The organism is Paenibacillus sp. cl123, from assembly GCF_900101595.1.
In the GTDB taxonomy this organism is placed as follows: Bacteria; Bacillota; Bacilli; order Paenibacillales; family NBRC-103111; genus Paenibacillus_G.
This window is the reverse complement of the sequence record NZ_FMYY01000028.1, coordinates 20,939-35,660: the sequence shown is the minus strand read 5'-3', so window position 1 is coordinate 35,660 and position 14,722 is coordinate 20,939. Positions and strand designations below refer to the sequence as shown.

13 protein-coding genes and 1 pseudogene are annotated in these 14,722 nt (G+C 42.7%); 8 read left to right on the top strand and 6 right to left on the bottom strand.

The window, feature by feature from the left end:
* Window positions 1-13: 13 nt before the first annotated feature.
* Together BLR08_RS27205 and BLR08_RS27200 are read right to left on the bottom strand one after the other, a co-directional pair.
* Complete coding sequence (locus BLR08_RS27205) at window positions 14-766, bottom strand: ABC transporter permease (RefSeq protein WP_072331708.1); 753 nt, start codon at window positions 764-766, stop codon at window positions 14-16.
* Window positions 763-1,680, bottom strand: a complete 918-nt coding sequence (locus BLR08_RS27200) for an ABC transporter ATP-binding protein (RefSeq protein ID WP_072331891.1) — start codon at window positions 1,678-1,680, stop codon at window positions 763-765. Before BLR08_RS27200 ends, BLR08_RS27205 begins: the two co-directional genes overlap by 4 nt.
* A gap of 161 nt (window positions 1,681-1,841) precedes the next feature.
* On the opposite strand from BLR08_RS27200, the gene BLR08_RS27195 reads away from it, so the two are divergent.
* The 3 genes from BLR08_RS27195 (at window position 1,842) to BLR08_RS27185 (ending at window position 4,997) form a co-directional block, all read left to right on the top strand.
* Window positions 1,842-2,555: a response regulator transcription factor gene (locus BLR08_RS27195; RefSeq protein WP_072331705.1), complete on the top strand. Its 714-nt coding sequence runs from the start codon at window positions 1,842-1,844 to the stop codon at window positions 2,553-2,555.
* Entirely contained in the window at window positions 2,556-3,959 is a 1,404-nt protein-coding gene (locus tag BLR08_RS27190; protein WP_072331702.1) for a sensor histidine kinase, read from the top strand.
* Between the two features lie 90 nt (window positions 3,960-4,049).
* Window positions 4,050-4,997, top strand: coding sequence for an NAD(P)-dependent oxidoreductase (locus tag BLR08_RS27185; RefSeq protein ID WP_072331699.1), 948 nt, complete (start codon window positions 4,050-4,052; stop codon window positions 4,995-4,997).
* Between the two features lie 252 nt (window positions 4,998-5,249).
* On the opposite strand, the gene BLR08_RS27180 is transcribed toward BLR08_RS27185, so the two are convergent.
* Complete coding sequence (locus BLR08_RS27180; protein WP_072331696.1) at window positions 5,250-5,909, bottom strand: TetR/AcrR family transcriptional regulator; 660 nt, start codon at window positions 5,907-5,909, stop codon at window positions 5,250-5,252.
* A 729-nt stretch (window positions 5,910-6,638) separates the two neighbouring features.
* Between BLR08_RS27180 and BLR08_RS27170 the strand changes: the two genes are divergently transcribed.
* The 4 genes and pseudogenes from BLR08_RS27170 to BLR08_RS31915 all read left to right on the top strand — a co-directional run.
* Window positions 6,639-7,559 (top strand): ABC transporter ATP-binding protein, encoded by a 921-nt coding sequence (locus tag BLR08_RS27170; protein WP_072331693.1) that lies wholly within the window; start codon window positions 6,639-6,641, stop codon window positions 7,557-7,559.
* 1 nt (window position 7,560) lies between these two features.
* Window positions 7,561-8,271 (top strand): ABC transporter permease, encoded by a 711-nt coding sequence (locus BLR08_RS27165; RefSeq protein WP_072331690.1) that lies wholly within the window; start codon window positions 7,561-7,563, stop codon window positions 8,269-8,271.
* Between the two features lie 888 nt (window positions 8,272-9,159).
* Window positions 9,160-11,691, top strand: a complete 2,532-nt coding sequence (locus BLR08_RS27155) for a hypothetical protein (RefSeq protein ID WP_072331684.1) — start codon at window positions 9,160-9,162, stop codon at window positions 11,689-11,691.
* A 145-nt stretch (window positions 11,692-11,836) separates the two neighbouring features.
* Window positions 11,837-11,944, top strand: a pseudogene (locus tag BLR08_RS31915) (transposase); the annotation flags it as partial.
* A gap of 52 nt (window positions 11,945-11,996) precedes the next feature.
* Here BLR08_RS31915 and BLR08_RS27145 read toward each other — a convergent pair.
* Window positions 11,997-12,722 carry a metallophosphoesterase family protein gene (locus BLR08_RS27145; protein ID WP_072331681.1) on the bottom strand — a complete coding sequence of 242 codons (726 nt, stop codon included), beginning with the start codon at window positions 12,720-12,722 and terminating at the stop codon, window positions 11,997-11,999.
* Between the two features lie 53 nt (window positions 12,723-12,775).
* Window positions 12,776-13,312, bottom strand: coding sequence for an NUDIX hydrolase (locus BLR08_RS27140; RefSeq protein WP_256257663.1), 537 nt, complete (start codon window positions 13,310-13,312; stop codon window positions 12,776-12,778).
* A 183-nt stretch (window positions 13,313-13,495) separates the two neighbouring features.
* Here BLR08_RS27140 and BLR08_RS27135 point away from each other — a divergent pair, with 183 nt between their 5' ends.
* Window positions 13,496-14,095, top strand: a complete 600-nt coding sequence (locus tag BLR08_RS27135; protein WP_072331675.1) for a GNAT family N-acetyltransferase — start codon at window positions 13,496-13,498, stop codon at window positions 14,093-14,095.
* A gap of 155 nt (window positions 14,096-14,250) precedes the next feature.
* Here BLR08_RS27135 and BLR08_RS27130 read toward each other — a convergent pair whose 3' ends face one another.
* A complete protein-coding gene (locus tag BLR08_RS27130; RefSeq protein WP_256257672.1) occupies window positions 14,251-14,655 on the bottom strand; it encodes an MmcQ/YjbR family DNA-binding protein in 405 nt (134 codons plus the stop codon).
* Window positions 14,656-14,722: the final 67 nt, after the last annotated feature.

Below are 14,722 nucleotides of genomic sequence, written 5' to 3'. Positions count from 1 at the left end.
CAGCACTTCCTCCTTAGATTTCCTGCCGGGTAATATGAAGGTTTCCGGCGGTGTAGAACAAAAAAGTCATGATTGCCGCGGCTATCACAAACCCTAGACCTATAGGCTGTACCATATAGGCGCTCGAGGATTCGGCATATACAAAGGTAACCGGGCTGAGCTCCAAATAATAAGACCAGATAAACAGATGCCGGGCCATAGCCGGGAACATCCCGGCAGTCATTCCGATAAATCCGCCCAACATGCCAAGACAGAGCGCAAAAGCCTGATTTTTAATAGCCATAGAGATCCATTGCTGAAGGGCAGTAACAGCAAGGCTCGTCAGCATAGTTCCCCCTATAAATTTGGTCAGCAAATCGATAGGAGGCCCACCGGGAAAATCCATCATCAAGCCGAAAGCAATCATAAATAGGGTCTGAGCAAGGACGCCATACAGAAGCAAGCTATTTGCGCATATATACTTGGCCGCATAAAGGCGGCCGCGGCTCGCACCGGTAGCAACAAGCATTTTCCAAGTGGCTCCCTTATGTTCCATATCACAAGTACGGGAGACAACAATGGCCGAGATAATCGGCATAAAAAGTCCATTCATGGAGGAAATGCTGAAAAAGACAGACGCCCAAACGATATGATCCGGATTACGGGCAATGGACATGCTAATGGACATGATGGCCCACAATATCTCCGCGGCAATCAAGAATGTAGCCATCATCCACAGCTTTTTACGGCGGATTTTGTAGTATTCCAGTCCTAGCATGTTGATCACAAGCTCCGCTCCTTTCCCGTCAGCTCAAGAAAAATATCCTCCAAATTTTTCTTTCGCTCCTCGATCCGGGTAACAGGAATGCTGCGTGAAACGAGCAATCTGTTCATCTCAGCCACGTCTGTGTCCTCCAAATCGTGGAACTCAAGCCGGCCGCCGCTTTGGACCGGACTGAAGCCTTGAGTGATAAGCAGCCGTTCTGCTGTGACATTATCAAAGGTTTTTAAGCTGATAGCGGTTCTGCTTTTTGCCTGCAGGCTTGACATCCTGCCCTGAAACAGCAGATTCCCTTCACTAATGATACCTACTGAGGTGGCGATCTGTTCGATCTCCGATAGCAAGTGACTGGAGAGCAGGATCGTCATTCCGTAGCGAGCGGGCAGCGATTTGATGAGTTCGCGGATTTCGCCAATGCCTGCCGGATCCAGACCATTCGTTGGCTCATCTAGAATCAGCAGCTTAGGGAAGGGAAGCAGGGCCATAGCGATTCCCAGCCGCTGTTTCATTCCGAGCGAGTATTGTTCCGTTTTTTTGTTTTTATGATTTTCCAGCCTCACGATACGAAGCGCCTCGTCTACATGTTGATCTGGAACATTCCGAAGGCGCTGCATGACCCTCATATTCTCAAGACCCGTCAGATGCCCGTAGTAGGAGGGCGATTCAATAAGCGAGCCGGTACGCTTAAGAATGGACGGGCGGTGTTTGTCCAGGCTTTCCCCGAATATCTTAACTGTCCCCCCGGACGGCTTGATCAGGCCGAGCAGCATTTTTAGTGTGGTTGTTTTTCCTGCACCGTTTGGGCCCAAAAACCCGTAGATTTCTCCTTCTTTGACATGAAGGTCGACCTTGTTTACGCGGTTTATCTCCCCATAGGTTTTGGTCAAATTTTGTGTTTGCACAACATCGGAAGCACTCATATGAAAAGTCAGCTCCATTTCGTTTTTTTGTTTCTCCCCGCTTCAACTATAATCATTCCACCTTTCTTCCATCTAAAGAGAACCTTACAAGAGCCTTAAATCGGTTCGGGAACATACTGACCATCCTCTTGTTCATGTATAATAAAAGGCGGGTGACGCACATGGATCATGTAAAAGATAAAAAAGTTCTAATTGTTGATGATGAACCGGAGATCAGACTGATGATCGAAAGATTTTTACGAAAAGAAGGTTTTTTTCGCGTTTATACAGCTGGGGATTGCGTTTCTGCTCTTGCAAATTGCCGAAGGGACAAGCCGGATATCGCGATTCTCGATGTCATGCTGCCTGATGGAGACGGATTTTCGCTGCTGTCATCCATCAGACAATTCTCAGATATCCCCGTCCTTTTTCTATCCGCCTGCGGAGAAGACGAAGATCGGTTACTCGGACTGGGACTGGGAGCGGATGATTATATCGTGAAGCCGTTTCTGCCGCGCGAGCTGGTCTTGCGACTAATGGCAATTTTAAGGCGGGTCTACTCCTCTCCCGTGACAGATCATCTGACTGTCTTCCGACTTGGAGAAAAGACTATTGATCTCGATAGCGCTATCGTACGTAACAAACAAGAGGAGCTGCCCTTGACAGCCAAGGAGCATGCCATTCTTGTAAAGCTGTATGAGAACCGGGGACGAATTGTCACAAGTGATGCCTTATGCCAGGCTGTATGGGGAGATGACAGTTTTGGTTACGAAAATACATTGATGGTCCATATCCGAAGAGTCCGTGAGAAAATTGAGCCCGTTCCATCGAACCCGGTCTACCTCCACACGGTCAGGGGTTTAGGGTATAAACTGCTGGTTACGGAGAAGCAATAAGTGGAAGGAATTATTCGTATATTACGCCGGTTTGTCGCCACGACCATCTTGGTTTCATTTTTTCTTCTCATTTTTAACTTCATCCTGCTGGGCACCCTGGTGTTCAAAGAAATTAATCAGAAGCCATCCCCAGAAGACGTGGTTAAGGAAGTGGCCGAAAGCGTAAGTCTGGAGGAAAACAACTATATATTAGAAAAACACGTCGTCAAGCTTCTTCAGGACAATCAAGCTTGGGCTATGCTGCTCGATGGTGATGGCTATGTGCAATGGGATTATCATTTGCCGGATGATGTTCCGCGAAGCTATAGGCTGGTCGATGTAGCCAAGTTCTCACGTTATTATCTAATGGATTATCCTGTCTATATTTGGACGCATAAGGATGGCTTGATTGTGGTAGGGTATCCTAAAACCAGCTACGGAAAGTATCAATTGAATTTTCTTTCCGACTGGGTAAGATCATTGCCCCTACGACTTTTGTGGCTGCTGCTTATTAACGTGGCTGTGGCTCTGCTTGTTTCCATCGTTATGGGAACGCGACTCATGCGAGGCATACGTCCTCTTGTGTCGGGTGTCCATAGTCTTGCGAAGGATGAAGCAGTCCGGCTGAATACCAGAGGTATATTCGGCGATTTGGCCCAGAGCATTAATGCGGGGTCAACCATACTTCAAAACAAGACGGCTGCGTTGAAGGCACGGGATGAAGCCCGCTCCAACTGGATTGCGGGAATTTCTCATGATATTCGAACTCCGCTCTCGATGATTCTCGGTTATTCAAGCGAAATGGAGGACAATGCGGACTTGCCGCATGAGCATAGGTATCAAGCCGGGATCATCCGGCGTCAAGGCGAGAAGCTTCGCTCGCTTGTAAACGATCTGAACCTGGTCTCCATGCTTGAATATGACATGCAGCCTTTGCATTTAAAAAGTGTCCGGTTATCGGCTTTAGCCAGACAGGTTGTCGCGGATTTTTTGAATAATGGCTTGGGGACTCACTATGACATTGAATTAGTATTGACCGATGAAGCGGTCGCGATCAACGGGGATGAAAAATTGCTGCTGCGGGCAATCAATAATCTTGTCCAAAACAGTGTGCGTCATAACCCCCAAGGCTGTAAAATCATACTAGAAACTTTTCTAGACAAAGACCGCGCCCAGTATCGGCTGATCGTACGAGATAACGGACGGGGAATCCCGCCGGAACAATTGATGAGGATTACCGAATTACCCTATTCGTTAGAAAGGCGGAGGTCTATCCAGCAAGGTCACGGTCTGGGGCTTCCGATGGTGGCGAGGATTGCTAACGCGCATCAGGGCCGTCTCCATCTTTCGAGCGAGCCGCATAAGAAAGGGTTGGAAGCGGTCCTGGAATTTCCCCTGCAGCTAAAAAACAAAGCAAGCGAGTAAGAAAACGCAGCTTGTCCTGGAGCCGCTGGCGGGGCCGGTATACGTGTGAGGGCAAGCTGGGTAAAAAAAGAAATTGGAGGTGGATTGACAATGAAAATACTTGTAGTAGGACATTTTACAGCAATATCAAAGTCAAATATTAAAAAGCATTTTCCTGATGACTGGGACATTGTAATTGTGCCGCCGGGAAAAGAAATGCTGCATCATATTGGAGACTGCCAGGTAATCATACCTGAACATATCAAAGTGGATCGCGACTTACTTGCCATGGCAAGTAAATTGAAACTGGTACAGACGGGCGCAGGGTATGATAATGTAGATATTGATGCCTGCACGCAACTAGGTATTTGGGTAGCTAATGCTGCAGGAGTGAATGCGCAGGCAGTGGCCGAGCATGTCATGGCGCTGGTGTTGTCTTATTATAAAAACATACCCTACCTTGATAGATTTATGAAAACAAGAATAGATGAAAAACAGTTGGATTATACAGGAAGTGAACTAAAGGGGAAAACGATAGGAATTATCGGTTTTGGTGCTGTGGGTAAAAAAGTAGCCGAGTTTTGCAGGGTTTTTGGTATGAGTGTGCTGGTTAATGCTAGACATGCCGTTGTACAACCTGACAGCCTTGTAAGAATGACGGATTTCGATAATCATGTAAGCCTATCAGATATAGTTACTGTACATACATCACTAAATCCGCAAACCAAACAATTGATCGATAAAGAAGTATTCAAAAAGATGAAGCATACCGCACTTTTTATCAATACGTCTCGCGGCGGGATTGTCAATGAAAATGACTTAATAGCTGCTTTAAAAGATAAAGAAATATCAGGAGCATGCTTGGATGTGTTTGAATCTGAACCGCTTTCCATGGATAGTGAACTAAGGAATCTGAGTAATGTCATACTTACTCCCCATACTGCCGGCATGCCAGATGGTGTCAAGTTCCATAAAAACAGATATGACTTCTTTTTGAAGAATATAAACCATATAAACAACGGTGAAGAACCCGAAAGCAAGCTTAATCAGGTTTTATAGTCAATCCAAAGCGGAGCGGATTCCCGTGCATCAACCACGAACGCCAGAGGAGCAAACTCACAAACGTAACCATATACGATTACGTTTGTGAGTTTCCTGTTGTCTTGGGCCCCCTTTCATTTGATTCCAAAAAAGCATGATTATCCAAATTCCTCATTCCATTCTCTCCCTTGATCCGATTAGCGGCCCGGATAGCTTTATCGCTTGGCAAACGAGTAGCACACGGAGCAGATCTCTGCCAGATAATCGCCATTAGTATGATGGCTGATTTTTGTTTGGAACGGTATGTGGCGCATAAGCGCAGAGAAAGACACGTACGCCTTCCGTGATGATCCGTTTAGTTTGTTCCTCCTCTAATGTCCCGGTTCTTATCGGTTGATTAAATACCAATAAAAACGTTAATGCAGAGAAATGCTTTGTAGCCATTTCAGGATCGGGCACATCGAGCAGTCCGGCTTGTCCAAACTCGGTAAACCTCTTGATGATCCCCTCTTCCGTCGCCTTATCCAGCTTTTCTAAAAACGAGGCTGGCAGGTTGGCGGCTTCCATCATAACCAGACGGATCAAAGCGCTGTAATCGGACGAACCGTTCGCAGAAGCTACGAATTGTTCGCAAAATAAGATGAGCGCCTGCTCCAGATCCTCGAATTCCTGGAGGTAGTCTGAAATCCCTTGCTTAATCATGTCCAGAACCGCCCAACTGGTTTCTTCCACAACGGCAAGCAGTAAGTTCTGTTTGTCGCCATAATAATCATAAACTGTCCGTTTGGAGACTCCCGCTTTAGCTGCGACCGCATCGACGCTGGAACGATCAAATCCATCCGAAAGAAACAGATCTCGTGCCGCCGCAATAATTTTAGCTCGTTTGTCTGAAGAGCCTTTGCGGATTTTTTTGTTTTCCGTAGTATCCATCCTGAAGTCTCCCCCTTATGAGTATACTATCAAAAGTCGATGGGAGTTACCACTTTACAAATTACACTGCACGGTGTAGTATATCAAATACAACCTATCAAATCAATAATCAAGGAGGATTTTAACCATGCAAACCACACAATCTTTAGTTGATGTTCTCATTGTCGGGGCCGGACCAACAGGGCTTTGAATGTTACCGCAGCGACCGGGTTTTCCTTGCGGTGATGCCGATCCGACGATCTGACTAGTGGCCTTCTCGTTTCCTACCGCTCTAGTACTCTTACCCGTCCGTCTGCCCGAACAAATGTTACCCGTTTATTTCCCGGGGATCGTGCTCCTAATGCTACGGGTCTGCAAGGTACCAGGTTTGCAGGAAGTGTCTTTGACCTGCTGCGCGGCACGCACTGGACGCTGTTGGCTTTTGCAAACTGCAGCTATCCCTCTCTGAAGAACTTCACCAACGATAAACTCCATGTGCATTCTATCCTGCCATCGAACATGGTGGGGACGGAAGGCATAATAGACACAGCAGGGAATGCCTATCGAATTTACGATGTAGCAAGTGAAGAACTCGTATTGATTCGTCCCGACGGTTACATCGCACTGCGTACCTCCATTGAGGATACCGCATCGATCTTGAATTATTTGAATTTCATTTATAGCAAAAGTTGATTGGAAAAGCCGGCGGCGATCTTTTGCAACATCTCAGATAAGGAAAGGACTGTTTCTATGGAAGAAATTATTCGAACCGTTAATCTGACAAAGCAATACGGAAATAAAGTCATTGTAGATCGCGTTTCGATTTCCGTTAAAAAAGGAGAAATCTATGGATTCTTGGGGTTGAATGGCGCAGGGAAAACGACAACCATTCGAGCTCTTCTCGGAATGAGCAAGCCTTCTTCCGGAGAAGTGTATTTGTTTGGTCAGCGCTGGGCGATTGGGAATCCCGAATTGTCGAGACGAGTAGGTTATATGGTGGAAGTTCCTTATGCCTACCCTAGCTTTACGGTAAGGGAAAACTTGAATTTGATGGCCAGGCTGCGAGGCTTACCGGTTCCGAGGGCAGTAGACGAAATTATGGTGCAATTGAATTTGACCCATTATGCGGATAGCAAGGCAAGAGATTTGTCGCTTGGAAACGCGCAGAAACTTGGATTGGCCAAAGCTTTAATTCATAAGCCGGACCTTCTGATTCTTGATGAGCCAACGAATGCCCTTGATCCAGCCGGAATTGTCGAGATACGGGAAATGCTGAAAGCTCTAGCCTCTCAACAAGGGATTACCGTGTTTATATCGAGCCATATCCTTGAGGAAATGTCCAAAATGGCTTCTCGAATCGGCATTATTCACAAAGGCGTATTGCTAGAAGAACTGACAACAAAAGACTTTGAAACCATCCGCCGAAAGCAGCTGATGATCGGAACGAAGGATGCCCGGAAGGCTCAAGCTATTCTTTCAGATTCCGGGTATGCGGTACATCCGATTTCGAATAACCGCCTTGCACTACCGGATGATCATGCCGTGAAGCATCCCGAACATATTGCAAGATTGCTTGCCCATCATGATGTGCCGCTCACTATGCTTAATATTGAAGAAGAGAATTTGGAAGATTATTTTCTCAAAGTAATCGGAGTTGAGGAGGGGAAATGAAATGGGATCATTGTTGACAGCTTGTCGCGTTGAAGTTTACAAATTGCGTCGATCCTTTGTCTTATGGGGCACGCTTCTGTTTATCTTATTTGTCATCACGTTGTTCGTGGGACAGCCCGATTGGCCTGCCTTTTTTGAACGGACTGCGTTTTTGTATGCATCCGTGTTTGGACTGCTGGGGTTTGGATTGGTGACAAGCTGGACATTTGGCCGTGAGTATTCTGATCGGACGCTCAAGGATTTGCTCGTTTTGCCTATATCGCGCGGTAAAATCGCGATTGCCAAATATGCCGCAATTATATTCTGGTGTTTTATCATGATGTTGATCAGCTTTGCTTATGCTTTAGTACTTGGCTTTGCTATTGGACTTCCTGGCTTTTCGTTTGCGATTGTACAACATTATTTGCTCCTAATACTTATCATCGGTTCTCTCCACCTTTTATTAAGCGCCCCACTTGCCTTATTGGCTTGTATATCGCGAGGTTATCTGGTGCCGATCGGCTTTGCTTTTACAACTTTGATGCTGGCGTTGGTATTCGGGCCTACTGCCCTTGGCGCATATCTGCCTTGGTCTGTACCTGCTTTGCATTTGAAGGAACACGGCGTCGCATCATTTCCCTTAGCAGGCATCAGTTATTTTTTGGTATTTTTGATAGGACTGGCAGGCTTCATTGGGACCGTTAAATGGTTGCAAAACAGGGCTCAACGATGAATCGCTTCATATTTTCCGCTGGATTAAATTTCTCATCTTGCGCCCAGCTCCTTTCCTTTAAGAATAGACTCCATTTAAAAAGGGATTTTGAGTAACGGCAAATAGCCAGCTCCTGCCGCTGGACCGTCCTCAGGTGGTTCTTTGGCGTGGTCTCTGGATCAGGGTATTCGGAACTATGCCGCATCGAACAAGTGCATCTGGAGGAACTGGAAGCCGCCATCGTGTAGTTGCTTAGTGATCAGCCGCGACCAGGAGCGCCGCCGACTTTCACCGAGCAGCAGATGCTTCAGATCGTAGCCATTGCCTGCGAAGATCCGAGCGCCAAGGCCCGCCCGATCATCCATTGGGCAGGATTGTATCGTCCGCCTCGGCTCCGACCCGCGAAGAATTCGACTTTGCCAGAAATGTCGATCATCGGATTGAAACCGACCCTGAAGCGGAATGGAACTTCATCGCCGCTGGGTTGAACACACACCAGTCGGAAAGTTTGGTACGGCTCGTCGTCCGTCATTGCGGATTTTATTTTGTTTTTGCGACTGGAAAAATCAATTAGAAAAAGAAAAGTCGGAAAGTATTTGTGACGTTAGCTTTTTATACTTGAAAAAGTTAGAAAGTAAATGGACCGGATATAAATTCAATCCCAAGCCCAGTCGCATGAGTTTACAATTATAGAGATTTAAAATGGTCATAGTTATGGTTTTCTGTAACCTCTTGGATGAGGAGCTTTCGCTTTTTTATCCCGTTAAATGGACGCGAACCAAAACACTACATAAAAAGAGTGCTCCCTACACTGAGGGCAACATTGAATATTTGGATTTATATGTATTACATAGGTTATTTATGGTTAAAATACCTTGAGAACAAAACTAATAGGGTAGGTGAGTTATTTTGAATTATCAAAAATTAAAACAACTTGTTGAATACAGTATCGACGAATTTCAGCAATTTGTGTTTATTCCTGAAAATTTTTCTGATGACCGAACAACTCTTCAAACCTTTCCGAATTTATTTGCAGCCGAAATTATGTATCTCCTAAAGCCCATAACTCCAAAGTACGACGATCAAAATGAAATGATTTTTGTAAATGGAAAGGAAGCAAGGACTCAGTTTGAAACAAAAATCGAGTTTTTTCTCAGATCGCAAAAGGCTCAATTTATTTGTGCTTGGTTATTTCCAAAAGATGATTCACCAAGAGATGCTCGTAACTTAATAAAGTATATAAAAGATCTATTAAGTATTGAATTTAAATTCAGCAACTCTGGTGTGTTATTGTCCAGTGTAAATTCAATACCTAAGGGCGAATTAAGCAATATTAACGAAATTCCCGATACGTTACCTTCAGGTGCAATTTTATTTTCGGCAATTGAACTTTCTGGAACTACAATAGATATATTAAGGAATGTTATTGGTTTACCGAGAAAAACCAATTTCCTTATTAAGTTCAAGAACACACCGAATAATGGATTGGTGCCGGAAGATATCTTAGCCTATAACAGAGTTGTTGAACAGACAGTAAAAGGAATAATAACGTTTAGTAATCAAAAACTCCATTTCATTCCGAAGCATCAAATACTAACACTTAGTAGTGACATATTAATCGCAGCGAACAATGACATTATTGAATTAGAAGGAAGTGGAACTATTGTTCCAAATACAAAACAAATATTCAAACTTTCCCTCAGAGGAGTTCGTAAAAATGGTTCACCTGATCGCGTTGATTATTGGGAAGAACCTTTCGGATTTAGAAACATTACGATTAGAAAAATTGGGGTAACTTTAGTTATCGAGCCTAGTGGTTTTGACATAGGATTCTTTGGAGAATTAGGATTAGGGCAGACAAAGGAAGATCAAATCTTAATTAGTGTAGATACATTATTTAAAAACGGTGAGATTCCTGTCGTTCTTTGCACAGAAATGAAACATTCTGAGGGTCAAGGAATTCCTCTATCGAGGATTATTAATGAATTAACTATCTATAATACAGAAAACATACCATTCTTTAAAAAAATTCTAATTAAACAATTTAAATTGTATTTAGTAAACCCGCCTACTCCTTATCTGAGTGAATTCGGTCTTTTCGAGCCCGGATTTGGAGTTTATGCTGAAGTAGATTTGCTTGGTTTATTTGTAAAGTTTAGACTTCAAGTCATTTATGAAAAAGGTTTAATTGCAGCTGGGGAGACCGATATAATTGAAATAGGCCGAGATGTTTTAAGAATAACGAATTTTAAAGGGGACTCAGGTCCAGCGGTATCCATTGATACAACTGGACGAAGCGAAATAGTTTTGTTTTCAGGAAAAGTTTCTTTTCTTGATGTACTACAACAAGGTGTAAATGTAATTATTTATAAAGAGGAGTTGCTCTTTCAACTTGATTTTGAAATAGAAAAAATAAATAAATTCAAGATGCAGTGCAAGCTCAATACTTTGAAAAAACAAATTGAAACAAGAGCAAATATTAATTTTCATTTCTCTGGCGAAACCCTTAATGTAAGTCTTCTCGGTCAACACTTTACAGTCAATCTCGGACGAACCGACATTATAGGTAATATTCAAGTAGCTGCAGAGCAAAATCAGTTTATATTAGAGGCAGATGCACATTTATCTATAGGGTCCTTACCAACTATCTCAGCATCAGTTACAATTAATTCCAAAATAACAAGTATCAACGAAGTTCCAGGAAAAATTTTAGATCAACTGAAGGAAAATGCAAGAGATAAATTCCAGCTACCGGATGAATATAAAATTGACATCCCTAACTGGCTTGAGCAAATTGCAAATGAAATATTTGTTGCTGTAGATAGACTGGGGAAAACCCTTAAAGGTTGGGGAGTTGGTCCAATCGATATATCTAGTTTATTAAGCAGTATTATAAAAATTAAACCTATTGATATTTTTCAAGAGCTAGAATTTGCTCAGTTTTCATATGAAGATAACGTCAAAGGATTATTTAACGCTGTAGAAAAAGAGATAGCCGATCGGTGGTTAGCAATTCTTCAAACAGCAGAGAATCTAAAGATATTGGGTATGGATTACAAACAAATTGCCTCAGGAATGTCAATTCTGTATGTAAAACAGGAAGATATCCTTAAGGTTTTGCATAATCAAAGAATCGGCATACCTTTAGATACCATTGTTAAACTTGCCGTTGAAGAATGGAAATGGAGTAATTATCAAGTAGCTGAGAAGTTTTCATTAAATCTTGGTGATGTATCTACAAATGATATCGCTGAATCCATGGAGGATTTCTTTTCGGAAGATGAAATCAAAGACGCATTTAAAAAAGTATCCGAACAATGGCCAGAAATTAAATTGCCCGATCGTATTGAACTACCTGGCGATTGGGACTGGCCTGATCCTGGTGATATAGAACTACCAGACTGGCCAAAAAGGCAGATTAATTTTACTCGCATTCGCTGACTTAATCTCTACGGGTCTAATTCTCCGCAGCTTGCTGCGCAAGTAACTTAGGCTTTGAGCTATATCGAGTACATAAGATAAAAACAGAAGGAGACGTTGTGATTAGATTGAGTATATCCTTAAATCACACAACGTGTCAGTACTCATGCACCATTTCGTATGTCCAGCAAAATATAGAAGGTAAGTACCCAGTAAAGAAGTTGACGAAATCCTGAAGGAAGTATTTTGGGAAATATCAAAGAGATATGAGATTGTGCCCCGATGAAGTATTTATCATCGGGACTTTTCTCTGGTTTTTTTTCCTGTCATTTAGAATAATTCGCCAGAGTGAAGTGAGTCTTGTAATTCCCATCTTTTATTTCCAAACAATTCAACTGAAACCCATATGCACATCCGCCATCAATACCAATTTTGTCTTCAGCGAACCATACATCAGCCTTTTCATGTATATCTATTACTTTGCTATGTCCAAACACCACAATCTTATCTACCACTGTGGGATTTTTGAAGAATGGTTCTTTAATATACATAAAGTCATGTTCTGATTGTTGCTTCCAATTTTCATAGGACGGATTCAATCCTGCATGGACATAAATATGGTCGCTATCTTCGTAGAAAAAAGGAAGGCTATTCAAAAAAGATATGTGATGTTTATACCTCTTGTTTATGTACGCTACCGCATATTGTAATCTTTCTTCTATTGACATGCTCTCTAATAACGAATCACCACAATAACTTTCCAATGTTTGAAGTCCACCATGTTGGATAAATTTCATTTTTACTACTTCATCTTCGCTTGTCATAAGGTCGAGGAATCTTTGGTCATGGTTTCCCCGAAGTGCAACGACATTTCCACCTTGCACAAGTTGCCATACCCGCTCAACAACCTCTTTACTTTGCATTCCCCTATCTACATAATCACCAAGGAGCAACAGTAAATCCTCATTCTTATTAAAATGAACTAATTCCAATAAGGTGTTAAACTCTTCGTAGCAACCATGGATATCACTTATTACTAAAGTTCTGCCCATTGTATACAATCCTTTCGTTTGTTTAGGAATATCCCGGTATGCCAGAGTAGTTATTATAGCATTGTGTTTCTTTTATCATGAGCAAGTCTATACAGATCGGCAAGATCATATCTATCATTTTCTTCGAGCTTCTTTATTGCCTCATGTATGGAAACAAGCTCAACGGTTTCTATTTGTTCACCGTCGTTAGGGTTGGTGGGGTCCCCAATTATTTTTACAGATCCGTATCCAATCAACCGAATAAACTGAGGATGCGGGATATGAGGTCTATATGGTTTTTCTAATTTAGATGTGCACTGGAAATGGCCCAAAACATGGAAATCAACTAATTCAGCCCCAACTTCTTCAACAACTTCTCTCCGTAATCCATCCAGTATGGACTCACCAGGTTCTAATGTTCCTCCCGGGAGTTCATAACCTCCGTTTTTGGCTTTAATCAGTACGTATTGATCGCCCACCATCGGTACAATATTTACGTTACTTATCATTTCAGCAGAATAATCATTGCCCAGCACAAACTCTGCTTCCACCGGTCCCCAAACAATCTTGTTACTTAGGGTTTGATATTGACTAAGCAATTTATCCGGCAATGTACGCACTCCCTCCATATAAACTTTCTTGTATTCACAAACCCTCATTGGCTTTTGTCATATAGCAGCGAATCCGACAGACCTAGCTAATAAAAAACAATTATAGTGATTCTAACCTCGCAATAGATTCACTTAGAGATGTACGATAGATAATAGTTCAGTTATGTAAAGGGAGATGGTAATATGAGCATTACTGCTCGTTCCGATTCCAAAGAAAACATTTTTATGATTGAATGTAAAAATGTAATTCTGCGAGAACTTTTAGTTACTGATTTAGATGATTTTCATTCACTCACTTGGCAGCCTGAAATACATGAATGTTTGCCAGGCTGGAACGTATCGAAAGAGCAAAGAGAAGACTGGCTTATCAACTATGAGATTCCAGAAAATAAACAGTTTTTGAATGCTGTAGCGAGAAGTGAAGACATTGGCGAACTCCGTATTCGATTAGGAATTATCTTGAAAGAAACGGGAGAATTTATAGGTTGGTGTTGCTCAGGAATTAAAGACGAATTGCTACCGCCAAATCGAGAAATCATGTATGCAATTTCTAAAGATCATAGAGGTAAAGGATTTACAACCCAAGCCTCACAAGGATTGATTAATTATTTATTTGACAGTACGAACGTTAAGGTGCTTAGTGCTATTGCTCTATTAAATAACGTTCCGTCCAATAAGGTAATACAAAAATGTGGTTTTACCTTTCAAAGTATTATCGAGATTGATAACGAAAGCTATAACTATTATAAGCTCGATAAAAAGGATTGGACTGACAAACATTAAAGTCCCGGTCGACATAGATCACATGTTAAAAGGAACTTACTCGGAGCGGCGGGACGGAGCGTGTATCCCCCCTCGCCCGATCCATTCCACGAAAATACCGATAAAAGCAAAAGTACCAAAATATTCATACACATCCCCTTCTTTATCCCTAACACCTACAAATTCTCCTTAAGCTCCTTTACCATTTCCCTATATTTCTTGGGCGCCCTATTAAGATAGGCCTCTCCAATTACTCCCGATATTTCGGTCCAATCTGCCTCTCGATCCAGCCTCATCCCAACCCAGCCCAGATGTCCCACATAAGCGGGTTTAAAATAAATTTCGGGAGTTGCTTCAATCAACAGCGATTGAACGCCGGCTGGCGCTGAGCACCATAGCGCAATTTTCCCGTCACCATGATGATTGACACGGTAATGTACAAATGGATGCTTCTCATTTACGAAAAATGTGGGCGCCCCATGACTAAGCCGTTCACTTGTACCGGGAAATGACAGACAAAGGTTTCTGATTTTTTCAAATAAAGCCATGTGAGCCGGCGATTGTTCAAATAATTGTTCCATGTCCAACTTTCATAGCACCTCCTGCATTGAATGTTGTTTGGCCCCGTTACGTTCGGATATAGTCACC